Annotated in this window: 15 protein-coding genes, 1 pseudogene and 1 other annotated feature; of the genes and pseudogenes, 7 read left to right on the forward strand and 9 right to left on the reverse strand. The window is 45.4% G+C overall.

The genetic code is table 11. The features are described from left to right. Positions 1-4: 4 nt before the first annotated feature. Positions 5-1090 carry a bifunctional 3-deoxy-7-phosphoheptulonate synthase/chorismate mutase gene (locus QMK20_RS05215; RefSeq protein WP_044648050.1) on the reverse strand — a complete coding sequence of 362 codons (1086 nt, stop codon included), beginning with the start codon at positions 1088-1090 and terminating at the stop codon, positions 5-7. 86 nt (positions 1091-1176) lie between these two features. After that, positions 1177-1449: a binding site (T-box leader), on the reverse strand. Between the two features lie 161 nt (positions 1450-1610). Between QMK20_RS05215 and QMK20_RS05220 the strand changes: the two genes are divergently transcribed. From QMK20_RS05220 to QMK20_RS05230, 3 genes are read left to right on the forward strand one after another with little or no spacing between them, the layout of a single operon-like run. After that, a complete protein-coding gene (locus QMK20_RS05220) occupies positions 1611-2471 on the forward strand; it encodes a carbon-nitrogen hydrolase family protein (protein WP_283654879.1) in 861 nt (286 codons plus the stop codon). Between the two features lie 16 nt (positions 2472-2487). Further along, positions 2488-3159 carry a GNAT family N-acetyltransferase gene (locus QMK20_RS05225; RefSeq protein ID WP_283654880.1) on the forward strand — a complete coding sequence of 224 codons (672 nt, stop codon included), beginning with the start codon at positions 2488-2490 and terminating at the stop codon, positions 3157-3159. A gap of 36 nt (positions 3160-3195) precedes the next feature. Further along, on the forward strand, positions 3196-3867 hold the full coding sequence (locus QMK20_RS05230; RefSeq protein WP_283656210.1) for a GNAT family N-acetyltransferase: 672 nt from the start codon (positions 3196-3198) through the stop codon (positions 3865-3867). A gap of 93 nt (positions 3868-3960) precedes the next feature. Here QMK20_RS05230 and QMK20_RS05235 read toward each other — a convergent pair whose 3' ends face one another. Both QMK20_RS05235 and QMK20_RS05240 read right to left on the reverse strand, forming a co-directional pair. Then, positions 3961-4146: a hypothetical protein gene (locus tag QMK20_RS05235; protein WP_044648047.1), complete on the reverse strand. Its 186-nt coding sequence runs from the start codon at positions 4144-4146 to the stop codon at positions 3961-3963. Between the two features lie 8 nt (positions 4147-4154). Beyond that, complete coding sequence (locus tag QMK20_RS05240) at positions 4155-4397, reverse strand: hypothetical protein (RefSeq protein WP_283654881.1); 243 nt, start codon at positions 4395-4397, stop codon at positions 4155-4157. Between the two features lie 351 nt (positions 4398-4748). On the opposite strand from QMK20_RS05240, the gene QMK20_RS05245 reads away from it, so the two are divergent. Beyond that, entirely contained in the window at positions 4749-6638 is a 1890-nt protein-coding gene (locus QMK20_RS05245) for a sensor histidine kinase (protein ID WP_283654882.1), read from the forward strand. Positions 6639-6736: 98 nt separating this feature from the next. Here QMK20_RS05245 and QMK20_RS05250 read toward each other — a convergent pair whose 3' ends face one another. Both QMK20_RS05250 and QMK20_RS05255 read right to left on the reverse strand, forming a co-directional pair. Then, positions 6737-6973, reverse strand: a complete 237-nt coding sequence (locus QMK20_RS05250) for an NHLP leader peptide family RiPP precursor (RefSeq protein WP_014280157.1) — start codon at positions 6971-6973, stop codon at positions 6737-6739. A 75-nt stretch (positions 6974-7048) separates the two neighbouring features. Next, a complete protein-coding gene (locus QMK20_RS05255) occupies positions 7049-7984 on the reverse strand; it encodes a hypothetical protein (protein ID WP_283654883.1) in 936 nt (311 codons plus the stop codon). A gap of 190 nt (positions 7985-8174) precedes the next feature. On the opposite strand from QMK20_RS05255, the pseudogene QMK20_RS05260 reads away from it, so the two are divergent. Then, positions 8175-8694 (forward strand): annotated as a pseudogene (locus QMK20_RS05260) (hypothetical protein). Positions 8695-8770: 76 nt separating this feature from the next. Here the strand turns inward: QMK20_RS05260 and QMK20_RS05265 are convergent. Then, on the reverse strand, positions 8771-9649 hold the full coding sequence (locus QMK20_RS05265; RefSeq protein ID WP_283654884.1) for a (Fe-S)-binding protein: 879 nt from the start codon (positions 9647-9649) through the stop codon (positions 8771-8773). Between the two features lie 136 nt (positions 9650-9785). Then, entirely contained in the window at positions 9786-10241 is a 456-nt protein-coding gene (locus tag QMK20_RS05270; RefSeq protein WP_283654885.1) for a MarR family winged helix-turn-helix transcriptional regulator, read from the reverse strand. A 276-nt stretch (positions 10242-10517) separates the two neighbouring features. Here QMK20_RS05270 and QMK20_RS05275 point away from each other — a divergent pair, with 276 nt between their 5' ends. Further along, positions 10518-11306, forward strand: coding sequence for a hypothetical protein (locus QMK20_RS05275; RefSeq protein WP_283654886.1), 789 nt, complete (start codon positions 10518-10520; stop codon positions 11304-11306). A gap of 39 nt (positions 11307-11345) precedes the next feature. Here the strand turns inward: QMK20_RS05275 and QMK20_RS05280 are convergent, their stop codons facing one another. Together QMK20_RS05280 and QMK20_RS05285 are read right to left on the reverse strand one after the other, a co-directional pair. After that, positions 11346-11822 (reverse strand): L,D-transpeptidase, encoded by a 477-nt coding sequence (locus QMK20_RS05280; protein ID WP_283654887.1) that lies wholly within the window; start codon positions 11820-11822, stop codon positions 11346-11348. Positions 11823-12048: 226 nt separating this feature from the next. Further along, positions 12049-12495 carry an AbrB/MazE/SpoVT family DNA-binding domain-containing protein gene (locus tag QMK20_RS05285; RefSeq protein ID WP_283654888.1) on the reverse strand — a complete coding sequence of 149 codons (447 nt, stop codon included), beginning with the start codon at positions 12493-12495 and terminating at the stop codon, positions 12049-12051. 506 nt (positions 12496-13001) lie between these two features. Between QMK20_RS05285 and QMK20_RS05290 the strand changes: the two genes are divergently transcribed. Further along, positions 13002-14387 carry a helix-turn-helix domain-containing protein gene (locus tag QMK20_RS05290; RefSeq protein ID WP_283654889.1) on the forward strand — a complete coding sequence of 462 codons (1386 nt, stop codon included), beginning with the start codon at positions 13002-13004 and terminating at the stop codon, positions 14385-14387. Positions 14388-14501: the final 114 nt, after the last annotated feature.

Below are 14501 nucleotides of genomic sequence, written 5' to 3' on the forward strand. Positions count from 1 at the left end.
TATTTTATTTCACTTTGAACAAACCCGATTCTTTTACTTCGGACAGGAAGTTGTGGAATTCAGGAATATTCAGCTGTTGCTGGGCATCAGACAAAGCGACTGCCGGGTTCGGATGGACTTCCACCATGATACCGTCAGCTCCAGCAGCAAGTGCGGCCTTGGCACAAGGAGCGAGGATGTCCTTACGTCCTGTGGAGTGGGTCACGTCGACCAGAACAGGCAGATGGCTTTCCTTTTTCAAAATCGGCACGGCGGAAATGTCCAGCGTGTTGCGAGTCCATTTCTCATACGTACGAATACCGCGTTCGATCAGCATGACTTGCGTATTGCCACGGGAAACGATGTATTCCGCTGCGTGAAGGAATTCTTCCATTGTAGCAGCAAGTCCGCGTTTGAGCAGGATCGGAGTTCTTGTTTCGCCGGCAGCTTTGAGCAGCTCGAAGTTATGCATGTTACGCGCACCAATTTGAATGATGTCGATGTATTGGATCGCTTCCTCCAAATGTCTTGGGTCGACGATTTCACTGATTGTAGCCAGTCCCAGCTCATCGCCTACGCGTTTGAGAATTTGCAGACCCTCGATGCCCAGTCCCTGGAAATCATACGGAGACGTACGCGGCTTGAACGCGCCACCACGAAGAATCGGAACGCCTGCCTCTTTCAGAGCTTCACCGACTTCACGAGTTTGCTGGTAGCTTTCCACCGAGCAGGGACCTGCAACCATAACGGAGGCTTTGCCACCAACGAGCGTGTCCTTAACCTTGATGACTGTGCTATCCGGCTGATTTTTGCGGCTGACGATCAGATGCTTTTTGTGTTCTTCTTTTTGATAGTTCAGGGAAGCCTTGAAAATATTTTTGAACAACTGGCGGATCGTAGCGTCGTCGAACGGTCCGCGGTTAGCCGCGATCAGTTTGTCCAGCATTTGTTGCTCGCGCACCGGATCAAAGTCAGGCACCCCTTGAGCTTCTTTTAATTTACCAAGTTGTCCGGCCAGTTCAGCACGCTGCGACAGCAGCTCCAGCAATTGCAGGTTGGTAGCATCGAGCTGTTCCCGCAGCAGCTCCAAAGAATTTTCATTTGTCGACATACATAACATCCTTTCACGAATAAAAATTGTTTTTTCTGTCAATCCATAGATCTTTTTTCAGAAAATAACACAAAAAGGCCCTCGCCGCAAGGGACGAATGCCGTGGTACCACCCTAATTACAGAAGTATACATACAAGTCGTCAACGTCATTCCAGCCGACAGTAGCTACTTCTGAGCTTGATGCCCGTAACGGGGGCTTCCGGAAACCTCTAGTGCAGATAAGAAATGAATCCTTATGCTGGTTCAAGGCTCGACTCGGGAGTGAATTTCAACGCGGGATTTCGGTACGCTCTCAGCAATTCGTACCTTTCTGTGGAAATCCGGGTAGACGTTTACTTGTCTCCGTCCATGTCTTTGTTCATGTGATTCAAAAGAGTTGACCTTATTTTAAACAAAGTAGGTGCAGAAGGCAAGACCTGTTTGTCAGGTTCGGTTCTCGCCCGGTTTTGAATCGGTTATAATGTGAACAGCAACGGGAATCCCTTGCCATCTAAAAGACGTTATGTACAAGGAGGAATTATGAGCAAAATCAGAGTATCGGCGGTTCAATACCATCTGCATACGATTGATTCGTTTGAGGAATTTGCCCTTCAATCGGAGCATTATATCAAAACAGCCGAGGAATTTGGTGCGGAATTTGTTCTGTTTCCCGAGTTTTTTACGACCCAGCTCATGTCGATTGGTGACAGTCAAGGCAAGGCCCTGACCATTAACGACCTGCCGGATTTTACAGATCGCTATCTTGAATTATTCACTTCATTCGCCCGCCGGACCGGGATGCATATCATCGGCGGTACCCATGTGGTGCAACGAAACGAACGTTTATATAATACGGCGCACTTGTTTTACCCGGACGGACGCGTAGTCACACAGGACAAAATTCACATCACACCGACTGAGGTGCATGAATGGAATATGGCTCCCGGTGAGGGACTCAATGTGTTTGAGACGTCCAAGGGGAAAATAGCGATGCTGACCTGCTATGATATTGAATTTCCCGAAATCGTACGCATGGCGAAGGCGAAGGGAGCAGATATCATTTTCTGTCCATCCTGTACGGATGATCGCCACGGCTTTTACCGGGTACGGTATACAAGCCACGCCCGAGCGGTTGAAAATCAGGTGTATGTGGTTTTGACAGGCACGGTAGGCGCTTTGCCTACGGTTGATTTTATGCGGGCCAACTATGGACAGGCGGCAGTCATTACACCGAATGATATTCCATTTCCGCCACGCGGCATTATGGTGGAAGGTGAACTAAACAACGATATGATCGTCACCGCCGATCTGGATTTGCAGCTATTGTATGATGTACGCGAGCGCGGCTCAGTGACCACATGGCGTGACCGCCGTACGGATTTGTACACAGACTGGAGCTAACGAAAGGAAGGTCGTCATGTATCGCAAAGAATGGTTTGTCTTTGACGGAGATCGCCCGCTGCGGGCGGTCATCCGTAATTATTCCATAGCCGATTATGAGGGGCTGCTGCGTATTCAGCAGGAGAGCTTTCCGCCGCCCTATCCGCAGGAGCTATTGTGGAGCCGGGAGCAGATTGCCAGTCAGGTTGAGCATTTTGCAGACGGAGCGCTGTGCGTGGAAATTGAGGGGGAACTGGCGGGTTCGGTGACCAGCCTGCTGATGCATTATGATCCCGAGCATCCCCAGCATACATGGGAGGAAGTCGCGGACGACGGTTATATTCGTACCCATCGTGAGGACGGTAACGCGCTGTATGTGATCGACTTGGCCGTTCGTCCCGCTTATCGTAGACTGGGGCTGGGCAAGTGGTTGATTTTCTCCTTATATCATCTTGTCATTGAACGTGGAGTGGATCGTTTGCTGGGTGCGGGACGTATGCCCGGTTATCAGCATCATGCCGACCAGTTAAGCGCAGAAGCGTATGTAGATGCAGTAGTATCCGGCGAGCTCAAGGACCCGGTGTTAACGTTCCTGCTTCGTTGCGGGCGGGTGCCTGTTGGTATCATGCCTGATTATCTGGATGATGAACAATCGCGTAATTATGCGGCCTTGATGGAATGGCGAAATCCGTTTCATACCGATTACTGAATCACTACATCACTAAATTAAAAGGAGTATGCCCATATTGAATATCATCGCATTACCCATATAGAAGATCCGCTATTTTCGAGCATGCATCAGTTAATGCAGGAGGTATTCCCACCGGAGGAAGTGCTGGAGTATAGTCTGTGGAAAGAACCGTTGGAAGACCCGGGCATCCGTGTCTTTGTCGCCGTACAGGACCAAAAGGTGGTCGGTGCAACCGAATATCGCTACTACGAGGATTTTAATGTAGCCATGACGGACTTTACGATCATTGGACAGCCGGGACTCGGTATTGGTCGTTTCCTTTGGAAGCGTCGTCAGGCTGATTTGCATTCGCTTGCTCAGGCCAGCGGACAGCGGTTGCAGGGGATGTTTGCGGAAATTTATGATCCTTATCGTGGCAATGATCATACCTTTGGCGGCGTCAAGCCGATGGACCCGTATGTACGGCGTGAGGTACTGTCTCATCTGGGCTACAAACGACTGGATCTGGACTATGTACATCCATCCTGGAATAACGATGGTGTCGCTGTAGAAGGGCTGAATTTGGGTTTTATGCCCGAGGATGACAGCGCAAACGAGGTGAGCGCAGCGTTAGTGGCCGCCTTTCTGCGCCGCTACTACACGGTGTTGCCGAACAAGCCTGCGGCATGGAATGAAATGGTCGAGGGATTGGAAGCCCAATCAACGATCGCGCTGCTGCCTTTGTAAAAATACGAATAGAAAAAGGGTGCCCCAAGCCAGCCATTCATCATCTGTGTGGCTTGCGGAGACACCCTTTTTACTTCCATATGTGTTCCCTGATCATGCCTGGTCGTTGGGCACGGGCTTTGCCGATGCGACACCTCGCGGAATGTCTTCGACAAGATATTGCTCGGTATCATCTGTATTGGACTTGTCCGCAGATCTGCGGTCGTCCTCTTCCACAGGATTCAAGGCTTTGTAGCGTTTATATGCCATATCCGCCTGAGACATGGGATCTTTATACATAACGGACCTCAACTCCTTTCGTCATTTTCATTCCCATCGGCACCATTCAGTAAATCCGTACCATGTAGAAATTCCGCTGGTGCGGAAGGGTCAATAGGGCTGTCCGGGGATAAATCATCGGCATCAGGAACGTTTTCCAGTGGAGTATCCGGTCCTTCGGTCAGGTTTTCCCAATTCGTTTCTGCATTTTGCAGGGAAGGCTCAAAATCGTTGTCATGAAGCTCATCATTTATATGATCCCGGTTTGCCATCGTACTCCAGCTCCTTTGTTAGTTTATTGCTTATTCCGACCTTACCCAAACGGCAGAACGATTAAACCTTGGGTTAGTGTGTCTGTACGAGGTTAAAATCATGCGAAATCGGGATGTTGCCATTCCCAATGAACGTTTTTTTCGGTAACTGCTGTGATATGATAAAGAGGACAGGAAATCATCATCAATCAATATGAAGATTTGACAAAAAATGATTAAAAAGAACATGATACCCTTCTTATGAAGAAGGTATGAACATCATCGTATAGAATAATATTATTCCAGACGTTGAAAAATGATAAAACGTATACAATTTTGTAAATCCTACTATGTAACTTTGAGGTGCTTAACATGAGGCTTGTGCCCAAAGCTGTCGCCGCCCTGCTGGCGGTCATTGTAATACTGTTGTCGATAGGCCTACCCGCCTATGCGGCCAAAACGACCCCTGAAATGGAATACCGGATATCCTCCTGGGATATGAGATGGGGAGTGGAAGGGGAGGATGGATCACTTGATGAGGTGCGGGACCCAAGCAAAGTTTGGATGCATATTAATGATGATTCAGAGTTGTTCAAGCAGCCCGCGAATACCGGCTCTGCCTGGATTCGTCTTCAGCTTCCAACGCTGAATGATGAAACGCCAGCGGTGCTTTTTGAAAATATTTATGGCAGACATATTACGCTGTATAAGGACGGCATCAATTTTTATGAGTCCTATCGCGGATACAACTATGAAAATAATCGTATTCTGATCCCGCTTAAACCGGAAGACAGCGGTAAAACATTATACATATGGACGGAAAGCAGCAAGAACAGACTGGGCATTATCGGAAATGTGATGACTGGTGATTATCGTGATTTGCTGGGAACCTTGGTCAGAATGGATGTTCTGGATATCGTACTGGGCAGTACCTTTATATTTATAGCTCTGGTGTTGCTGATCTGCTCATTTTTTCTGTTCCGTCCAAGCATAGCAATGTGGCTGTCCTTAAGCGCAATCGTGCTGTCTATTGGTCTGATGATCGTGACGTATTCACCCTTCCTGTATACGTTCTATCGTAGCTACGGCAAGCTCTATTTACAGCTTTTTGATGTAGGGTTGTTTATTCTGCTCCCCTCATTAGCTTACTTTTTTGAACAAAATATCAACTCGATCATACTAATCCGCAAGTTTCGAAAATTACTAACCGCCTACTCCTTGTTCTGCTTTACAATGATGATTGTGAATTTAGGGGTACAGGAGCGGTTAAACGATATATATTATTTTTTCAGTGTAATCATCCTGTGTGTTTTACTCGTGGCATTACTTGTGTTGCTGGTATTTGCTTCGGTTCGCATGGCGCTTAAGGGAGACCACGAAGCGATCATTTTATCGATAGGATTTGCTTTTTTCGCAGTCATTTCCATCGGTGAGCTGACCTGGTTCTTTATTAGGGACGGACACTACAATATGTTTCTGTGGAAATGGGGCGTGTTCGGTTTTGTGCTGGCGCTGATTGCGATTTTGGGCAGAAGGCTGGCAGAAAAGCATAAGCAGGTGGTTCGATATTCCAGAGAGCTAGAGATGTTCAATAATGAGCTTCAGCGTTCGGAGAAAATGGAGATTATTAGCGATCTGGCTGCATCTGTAGCTCATGAGGTACGTAATCCGCTTCAGGTTACCCGTGGATTTCTCCAGTTGATGAGCAAGCAGGAGGATGGAAAAAACAAAGACTATCTGCATATCGCGCTGGAAGAGCTGGATCGTGCTTCCGGGATTATCACCGATTTTCTGACATTTGCCAAGCCTGAATTTGAGCAGACCAAAACGTTGTCCATCCTGGATGAATTTAAGCATATTGAAGGAATCATCAGTCCGATGGCTAATTTGCAAGGCGGCAAAATTTCTTTGGATATTCCCCAGGAAATCAAAGTGCGCGGGAATTCCTCCAAGTTCAAGCAGGCGTTCATCAATATTATTAAAAACAGCATTGAAGCGTTGCGAGATCAGGGTCATATTCATATATGGGCTTATGTGGAGAACGGGGAAGCTGTTATTCATATTCGGGATAATGGCGAAGGAATGGACGCGCAGACCTTATCCAGACTGGGTGAGCCTTACTTTTCCAATAAGACCAAAGGCACAGGTTTGGGCATGATGGTGACCTTTCGGATTATTGAAACGATGAACGGCAAAATATCTTTTACAAGTGCAAAAGGAGTGGGAACAGAAGCGACCATCCGCTTCCCCGTAGCCGGATAATATCCGGCTTTTTGTGCTAGGGAAAACGGAAGGAAGCTTGCTGAACCCACCCGCATGGTGTTTAAGGATTATAAAACCAGTAAGCTACAAAAACAAATTTACCACATGGAGCGTGGTTTTTGAGATGAAGCAAGCACACCTGAAGGGTCTGGAGGGATGACCAGATAAAATTGATCTGGTGTTTCCTCTAGTGTTTTGATTTGGATATGATCGGGGATAACGACTCCTAACACATCACGGATTGCAGACTTGGGATCTGTCATCAGTTTTTCTCTAAAACTGGCATCCTCCCACGCTTTTTGAATGACTTGTGTTTGAAGAACTTCAGTAGCCATCAAAAATCACCCTCTCATTCAATTGGTTATATTTACCTAGTGAGTATACCACGAAAGTCTCGTAAAAATCTAGCATTATTTCATATTTTTGGAGAGCCAAAAATCCAGTCCGCCTCTTCGCAAATGTGAACGTCCGGTTTCAATTTCTGCCGCCTCTTCACCCAGTTCTTCTGCGATCGAACGTGTGAACATACGCAGTCCAGGGATGTCAGGCTCCAGATTTTCCAACTGCTGGACCGCTTGATCAGCAATGCTCACGTAACTGGCAAGCGCCCCGCGTACATAAATCGCCTCCCGAATTTGCTCTGGTCCCAGTCCTTCGCGATAAGCTGTCTTCTGCTCGGCGCTGATGTGGGACAATAGGCAGTTGTAGCTATTTTCCTCCAAGTCCTCCGACCAGTCGGCCCAGTCATCCGACATTTGAAGTACAACCAGCGCTGTATCTGTCATGTCTGTAATGGCCTGGATCAGATCGGCCCGCCCAGAGAGCAGCAAAGCACCCGTGCCAGCCATTTTTAACGGACTGGCTTTCAGCGCCACCTGATGTCGTTCCCCCTGAAAAAAGTCCTTTGTTCCCTCAGATGTCACACTAACCGCCCATTCACCGATATACGTTCGGGCATACGTCCAAAAAGGAGAGGACGCCGGAAAAAGGTCCCGGTATAGGTCCAAACATTCGGTATAGAACAATTGGCTTAAAGCGAGTTGCATTTTGCGGTTGTCTGCTGCTGTATCCATCACATCGTCCTGAATCAAATAATGAGCCATGACGAACACGTTGCCGAGTGACAGCTTACGACAAATTTCGGGAGCCAGCCCGGTGAGTTCCTGCAGCCAGAACGGAAGCAAATAGCATATGTAGTTTCGCGTGCTGTCTTCCCTTAACGGATTAAAACGGGCCAGATAGTCCAAGCCCTGACTCTGAAATGGAGCAGGAAACGCGGCTGTCCGTTCTTCCGCTTGACGGAAAACAATTTCCAATTCATCTTTGTATGCAAAATACCACTCCATCGCTATCACCTGCATCTCTTATAGATAATTTTATAGCGATATCTAGTTGTTACCCGCCATTATAAAACAGATTGCAATTTTCAACATTTTGTTATTTTTACATTAAGGATTTTACGAAAATCTGTAGAGTGAATAAAAAAAGCAGAAAGAGAAAATATAGTATGAAAAGGACGAAAGAAGGGTCTGCATCATGAAAAATCAATGGAAATTGACCGCTGCTATTCTATATGGAGGGGGTGATGATGTATGGGACTGCGGGGGCTGCCGGAGCTTCCGGTACCGAACCGGGCAACCCATTGCAAGCTCCTGCTCCCAACGCATCAACGCAAGGGGAAGCTCATCAGTGGAAGGTTGCACCACAGGATCATCACGGGCAAGGACATGTTCATAGACATGGACACGGACATGGTAAAGGGCCAGGCGGCTGGAATTACCATTTGAACGAGAAGATCGCCAAGCTTCTGGGTATCACTCCTGCCCGGTTAGAGAATGAGCTGGGACAAGGCAAATCGTTGGTCGATATCGCCAAAAGTAAAGGTATCAAAGAGGAACAGCTCATTGATAAGCTGAAAAATGAAATGACCGTGGATCTGAAACGGCTCGTGAACCGTAAAGGCCCGATTACATTCGACCGTAAGTCCGGGACTCCACATGAAGCCCAATTGAAGCAAGAGCCAGGGACCCCCTCAACCTCGGTTAATGAAAACTAAGTTAAAAAGTTAAAACTAGCATGATCCTTTTGTACTAAAAAAACCTTGAGAATGGCGGTTCTCAAGGTTTTCATATTCACCGGGCGGTCCGCATCGGATTCCTGCTCTCACAGGGCACCTTGGTCTGGCACAGTCCGCAGCCGGAACCCGCTTTGGCCTCGCCGCCGTTGAGCACCGCAAAGTCCCGCGATGCCTGACCGTACACAAATTCCATGCAGGCAATTTTGTCATGTCCGCCGTCCTTGCTGATGGCCTGCACAGGGCAGCGGGTTATGCACACACCGCAGATGCCCTTGCTGCACAGCAGGCAGTTTCCGGTATGGCCTGTTGCTAAAGATGTTCTGGCATCAGGCGACACTTTGAGATTGGTCACCACGGACAGCAGGCGGATGGCAATTCCTTTTTCGGTGATGAAGCCGTCATTGATACTGAAGGTGCCAAGACCCGCAGCATATGCAATGTGGCGCTCCGACCAGTTGGAGACCGGCCCCCCTGCGGCGCCATGGATGCTGTACCAATCCGCATCCAGCGGCGCAACCGCACGGTAACCAAGGCCTGTTAAATATCCCGTCAAATGCCGCCTTGCAGACTGTACAAAATATTCATCGCCGAAGGTTCGCAGCAGCGCCCATTCCCTGGAGGCTCTATCTTTTTGGGCACGATTAGCCTTGCGGATCGTCTCGCTGATCGGCAGCACAACGCTGATAACGGTGCCTCCATCAAAACTCCCCATTCCAAAGGAACGTTCAAATGCTTCCTGCGGCGTGGCGTGGTCGGGTCCCACCACTCTTTTGTACTCCTCAAACAAAGGATCATTGGCCTCGGCAAATTGAATAATCGGCTCCTCGTAATAAGGACTCTGCAGTTCTTCACAAACATTGCCTTTGTCTTCGCTCACATAGGTCTTCATCTCGGCTGCGATGATTTCTCTCATATCCGGTACGGATTCAACCATCCTATCCACATCCCTCTCCGTGGTTATTGTTCACAGCAAAGCATTCTTTCCTTAATACCGCGATAAACATTTCAATCTTTTTCGTGTATATACACGAATTGATCATCACCCCATGCCCATGTAAGAAGGTGACTAATCACAAACCCAAATCTTCAATTTTGGATAAGAGTGCGGTCAGTATCTGCAGCTCCCCGTTTCCCAATGACTCCTGCAAAAAACGCTGCGCCTCCTCCCAAAGCTCTGCTGCGTCGTTGTATGTCGTTCTTCCACTCTCCGTCAGAGTAAGGCAGCGGTTGCGACTGCCCTCAGCAGATGTATCCTCCACATATCCGCTATGCTCCAGCGCCTTCAAATTGCGCACAATCGTGGTTCGGTCGAGCCGCATCTCCAGCGCCAATTCACTTACACTTGCCGGTCCCAGCACAGTTAAGTGCTTGAGCAGTGAGAATTGGCTAATATTGAGTCCGCTTGGGGCCAGATACCGATCATACAGTCCCGTAACAGCCATTGAGGAACGGCGCAGATTGATGCAGGTACAGACTGAGGCTGATCGCTCCAGCGAAGATTGCTTGTTTTTCCTTGTCGTTGCCATAGGTTCTCCATTCTTTGCGCTGTTTCGTGTATCTACACTATTTCAAAAATAACAGGTTTTGTCAGAGAAATTTGTCACAGCAGTCGGCTCTGTCGGTCTTTCTGGTAGGACGCTTCTTTATGCTCATCTAAAATTTATCTGTAAAATTCTTGAGAAAAGCAACAAAATTTCGATTTGATCGTCTATGTATATAGATATCATTTTAGGAAAGGCTTGGAACAAAATTGTGGTACTAAATATCTGTAGGTCAATACATTTTATAAAGGAGCTATTCAAATGAAGAATTTAAGAGCAAAATATGCTACTGCTTTCCTGTCGAGTATAGTGCTTGTGGGCAGCTTGAGTGGCCTTTCTATGGCTAATGCAGGAACCCAAAATCCATCAGTATATCAGTCGATAACAAAATTTAAAAAGAGCGAGAGCCAAGGCCAAGCGATTTGGAAAGAAAAGAATATTACGGTAACGGCGAAAAAAACGGAGCTGAAAAATGTACCAGGCTCTGAAAAAAGCGTTATTACATCCATAACGATCCAAAAAGGAGAAAAGAACTACACAATTAAAACAGATGGTTTTGATGATAAGCTGCGTGATATATCGAGTATTTCAGTATCACCTTCAAATGATTGGCTCGCTATACAAACACGACGTAGCGCAGGGGAGACGGTGCTGCTTATGGATATGAAAAATGGAAAGCATCAAATATTAAATGACCAGTTAAGCGCTGCTGGCAAGAAAAATATTGAAACAATAAATTCCTATAATTGGTCACCAAAAGCAGACCAACTTGCTTTCTCATACGGAGATCCTGCCAAAAGCTCCATAGCTATTTATGATTCCCAAAAAGGTGCGTTTACTTTTTTACCTAGAGAAACAGATTACATTAGTACAAGTTTGATTTTATGGAATAAAAATGGGAATCAATTCAACTATATAAGTGAATATCCATCGGATCAAAAAAGACTGTATACGTACTCTATGATCACTAAAAAAGTGAAGACTGTTAAAAAATTAAGTGAAAAAGAATTTCAACAATGGTTAAAGCTTGATAAATACGAAGCAAATTGACGAGCAAGAAGGGCGGGAGTTGCTCCCGCCCTGGTTTTTTTAAACCTCGGAAATTGTAATTTTTCCTGAACTTCCGTTTGCCTCCAAGATTTGAATCAGTGCTTGCTGATCACTATTCGAGAGTCGGATACAGCCATAGGTTGGGCGTAATGGATACCAAGTAGCGGAAGAGCTTGGAGCAGGATCTCCACCATGGACCATAATTTCATCTCGACCGTTCTGTGCAGCAATTAGGAAATTCCCGCTTACTGCTTCATTTAGCCATACACGTTTGTAGGGGCCGTAAGAATACTCCGAAGAACCCTTAGCATAAACTTTACATTTAGCTACACCAGTAGGGATATCTGCATTTTTACGTTTCCAGTTGGTATGGTCGCCACCGTTCGCTTCATCATTTGACCCGCGCCCCAAAGCTTCGACAGGGCCAAATACCAGTTTACCGTTGTCGTTGTATACTTTCAGAATACCTTTGTAATCCCGATTAGCCGGAAAATTAGCAAGAATGTGAAAACCCATTGTTAGACGCCTCCAATTGTTTTATTGAGAGTGAATTTGATGGAGTCGCAAACACCAGAACGGCTCCACATTCTTTTTTGGTGTTTGTATCAATTTCGCTCTTCACTTAGATAGGCAATTTGGAGTCGATAAATACAACGAGTCATTAGTATTTTTTCAAGTTTTCTAAAAAATTACTCGCACGGTTCATATCATCCTTAAAAATGTGGATAATGGTGAGCGATGCCTATAACAGCTTTTTAAGCTGGGAAATACGACCTTGTGACACGCCAAGCCATTTAGCATAGTCGCCTTGCTTGGCTGTAGGATGCTCACTCATGAGTCTTCTTAGTTGTTCAGCCAGTTTTTTTGAAGACGACCGATTTGCTCTTTTTTCTTTGTACGGTTTCTTAACAGCAGGAGCAGGAATTTGACTCACACCTATGTTTCCTTTCAGGTCGAGTATGCATTTTTTACATAAAAATGAATCCCTGAAATAGGTTAAAGACTCAACCGAATTGCACAAGTTGCAGGCGACTCCAATATACTTCCGCATACTCAAAAATCCTGTTTCAACATCTACATAAAATTCTAAAGGATCGCCAACATCAATACCCATAGAGGTTCGCATTTCCTTAGGAACAACAATCCGGCCTAACGTATCCAAGGAACGTGTCATACCTGTATTCTTCAAGTGATCTTCTCCTTTTATTTTCTTAACCGTCACCTGCCTGATCAAGCATTTTTGGTATGAGCTGACTTACACGGGCTTTGGATGACTCTTGAGCATATATCTACAGCTTGTACATATAAGAGAACTCTTAAAGTAACTTAATCCCTCGGTAGATTGACAAAACTTACAAGACTGACCAATGTATTTTTTTAGGGATAGGATACCTTTTTCTTCATCTGTGAAAAATTCTATAGCATCATTTGCACAAATATCACAGGTTATGAGTATTTCTTTGGGAATTACGAGTCTACCAAAAGTTTCTAAATTCCTTGTCATTTTTACGCCCATCAACCAATACTCTCCTATTAAAAAGATAAAAAGCAATAAAATAAAAGCATTTATTGTTGTTCCAGAAGATGGTATTATCATGAATAGAAAAAATATTAACTATACTATAAGTTTTCCAATCCATTTTTTTGTTGAAATTTGTACTAATTTAAAGTTCACGCTGAAAGGGTGGTTTATCCATGGAAATCACACCTACGATACAGGCAGAAATTCAAACCTATCTAAAACGAAAAGGCTTAACCATGACCGAATTTGGTCGCATTATTGATTTGAATGTAGGTACAGTTAGTGGCATTGTGACGGGCAATCGTTCTATTTCTGTTCACCAATTGGATTGCATTACTGCGGGAATGAATTTACCCCTGGATTATTTTTACGAACGTTACATTGAAGAGTGCATTGAAGAATCTCCACTAAACTGGAAAAAAATCAGCCCATTCCTATACCGATGCATTGAGCTAGGGCGACTGGACTGCTTGCAGCGAGTTGTAATTCTGTTGTTGGATAACCTTACTTATCCGCCGTCGCTCTTTGAAGTTGCAGAAAATGTGTATAAAGACGGCTACAATGAAGCAGCAGCATACCTGTACAAGAAGGTGGCTGAAAGTGAGAAGCACCAGCATTCAGAGCGATTGGCGATCTGCCAGTATCGCCTGTTCCAAATCAACATCGGACATGATCGGGCTGTCAATCTTCAAGCTGCCACCGAATTTGCCCCTTTTGTTGATCGCTTGGACGAGATAGAGCAATTAGATGCTTTAAAAGATTTAGCAAACGTGTACAGATCATTAAGTTTGTGGGACAAGGTTTATGAATTTTCATCTCAAATGGGTCAATTAGGACAGCTCCAATATAATTTGGTTCACAACTCCAAGCGAAAAGAGACAGAGCCACGAAAAAAGCTAAGTAGGCCGCTGTTTGTATACATAACTTACGCCGAACTTCTGTGTGCTAGTGCTTGCGATGCAAAAGGAGATCATGAACAGGCATTAAAACACATTCGTCGTTATACCGATCTAAGTTGGGTGAAGGAGAAGGACCCTGATGCGCTTTATTGGAAGCAGCAATATCAGCAATGGGCGAAAATTAATACTTACGTAAACAGACTTATGTCTGGAGATGTTAGTGTCCTGTCGGATTACGTGGAGTACATAGCTGGTGAAAAAGAGATTCTTGCCGAGCTACTAAACGTCATTGAAGTAGCCAACCGATACAATGTGGATGTGGACCATATTCTACAGCGTTTTGAGTCCCAAATTGCAGCTTATCAGGAACCGTCATCTTCTGACATGTATACACAACAAGTTTTACCGGAAGAATACGTACGGTTTTGGTACAAGATGGCTAAGTACAGTCTAAATAAAGGTAGATATCCATATGGTTTCAAATGTCTGCTAAATGCATGGGAAAAGGCTGAATTCATTAATAAAGGACTACTTTCGCATAATTGTGCAATGTTATTTGAACGATTCAAAGCGTATGCCGTTTCTGAAACCCGAGATCAGTTGCAAAGTCTATGGGAAAAAATTGATCAAAAAGATGGTTTTCTTCTTGACGGTAACTAGCTTATTGCGGGTATTCGCAGTACCAGTGCAAGCTGGGAATCCAAGTTATGGTATAATCCAAACTAATGGACACGTTAGTGGATCTTGATCCAAGTAATCATCTTCATATTCATT

This window comes from Paenibacillus sp. RC334 (assembly GCF_030034735.1).
Taxonomy (GTDB): Bacteria; Bacillota; Bacilli; order Paenibacillales; family Paenibacillaceae; genus Paenibacillus; species Paenibacillus terrae_A.

Excerpts from the sequence above, each read along its gene's own strand:
- QMK20_RS05215 (WP_044648050.1), bottom strand. The coding sequence starts at position 1,090 with ATGTCGACAAATGAAAATTCTTTGGAGCTGCTGCGGGAACAGCTCGAT.
- QMK20_RS05220 (WP_283654879.1), top strand. The coding sequence starts at position 1,611 with ATGAGCAAAATCAGAGTATCGGCGGTTCAATACCATCTGCATACGATT.
- QMK20_RS05225 (WP_283654880.1), top strand. The coding sequence starts at position 2,488 with ATGTATCGCAAAGAATGGTTTGTCTTTGACGGAGATCGCCCGCTGCGG.
- QMK20_RS05235 (WP_044648047.1), bottom strand. The coding sequence starts at position 4,146 with ATGTATAAAGATCCCATGTCTCAGGCGGATATGGCATATAAACGCTAC.
- QMK20_RS05240 (WP_283654881.1), bottom strand. The coding sequence starts at position 4,397 with ATGGCAAACCGGGATCATATAAATGATGAGCTTCATGACAACGATTTT.
- QMK20_RS05245 (WP_283654882.1), top strand. The coding sequence starts at position 4,749 with ATGAGGCTTGTGCCCAAAGCTGTCGCCGCCCTGCTGGCGGTCATTGTA.
- QMK20_RS05250 (WP_014280157.1), bottom strand. The coding sequence starts at position 6,973 with ATGGCTACTGAAGTTCTTCAAACACAAGTCATTCAAAAAGCGTGGGAG.
- QMK20_RS05255 (WP_283654883.1), bottom strand. The coding sequence starts at position 7,984 with ATGGAGTGGTATTTTGCATACAAAGATGAATTGGAAATTGTTTTCCGT.
- QMK20_RS05265 (WP_283654884.1), bottom strand. The coding sequence starts at position 9,649 with ATGGTTGAATCCGTACCGGATATGAGAGAAATCATCGCAGCCGAGATG.
- QMK20_RS05270 (WP_283654885.1), bottom strand. The coding sequence starts at position 10,241 with ATGGCAACGACAAGGAAAAACAAGCAATCTTCGCTGGAGCGATCAGCC.
- QMK20_RS05275 (WP_283654886.1), top strand. The coding sequence starts at position 10,518 with ATGAAGAATTTAAGAGCAAAATATGCTACTGCTTTCCTGTCGAGTATA.
- QMK20_RS05280 (WP_283654887.1), bottom strand. The coding sequence starts at position 11,822 with ATGGGTTTTCACATTCTTGCTAATTTTCCGGCTAATCGGGATTACAAA.
- QMK20_RS05290 (WP_283654889.1), top strand. The coding sequence starts at position 13,002 with ATGGAAATCACACCTACGATACAGGCAGAAATTCAAACCTATCTAAAA.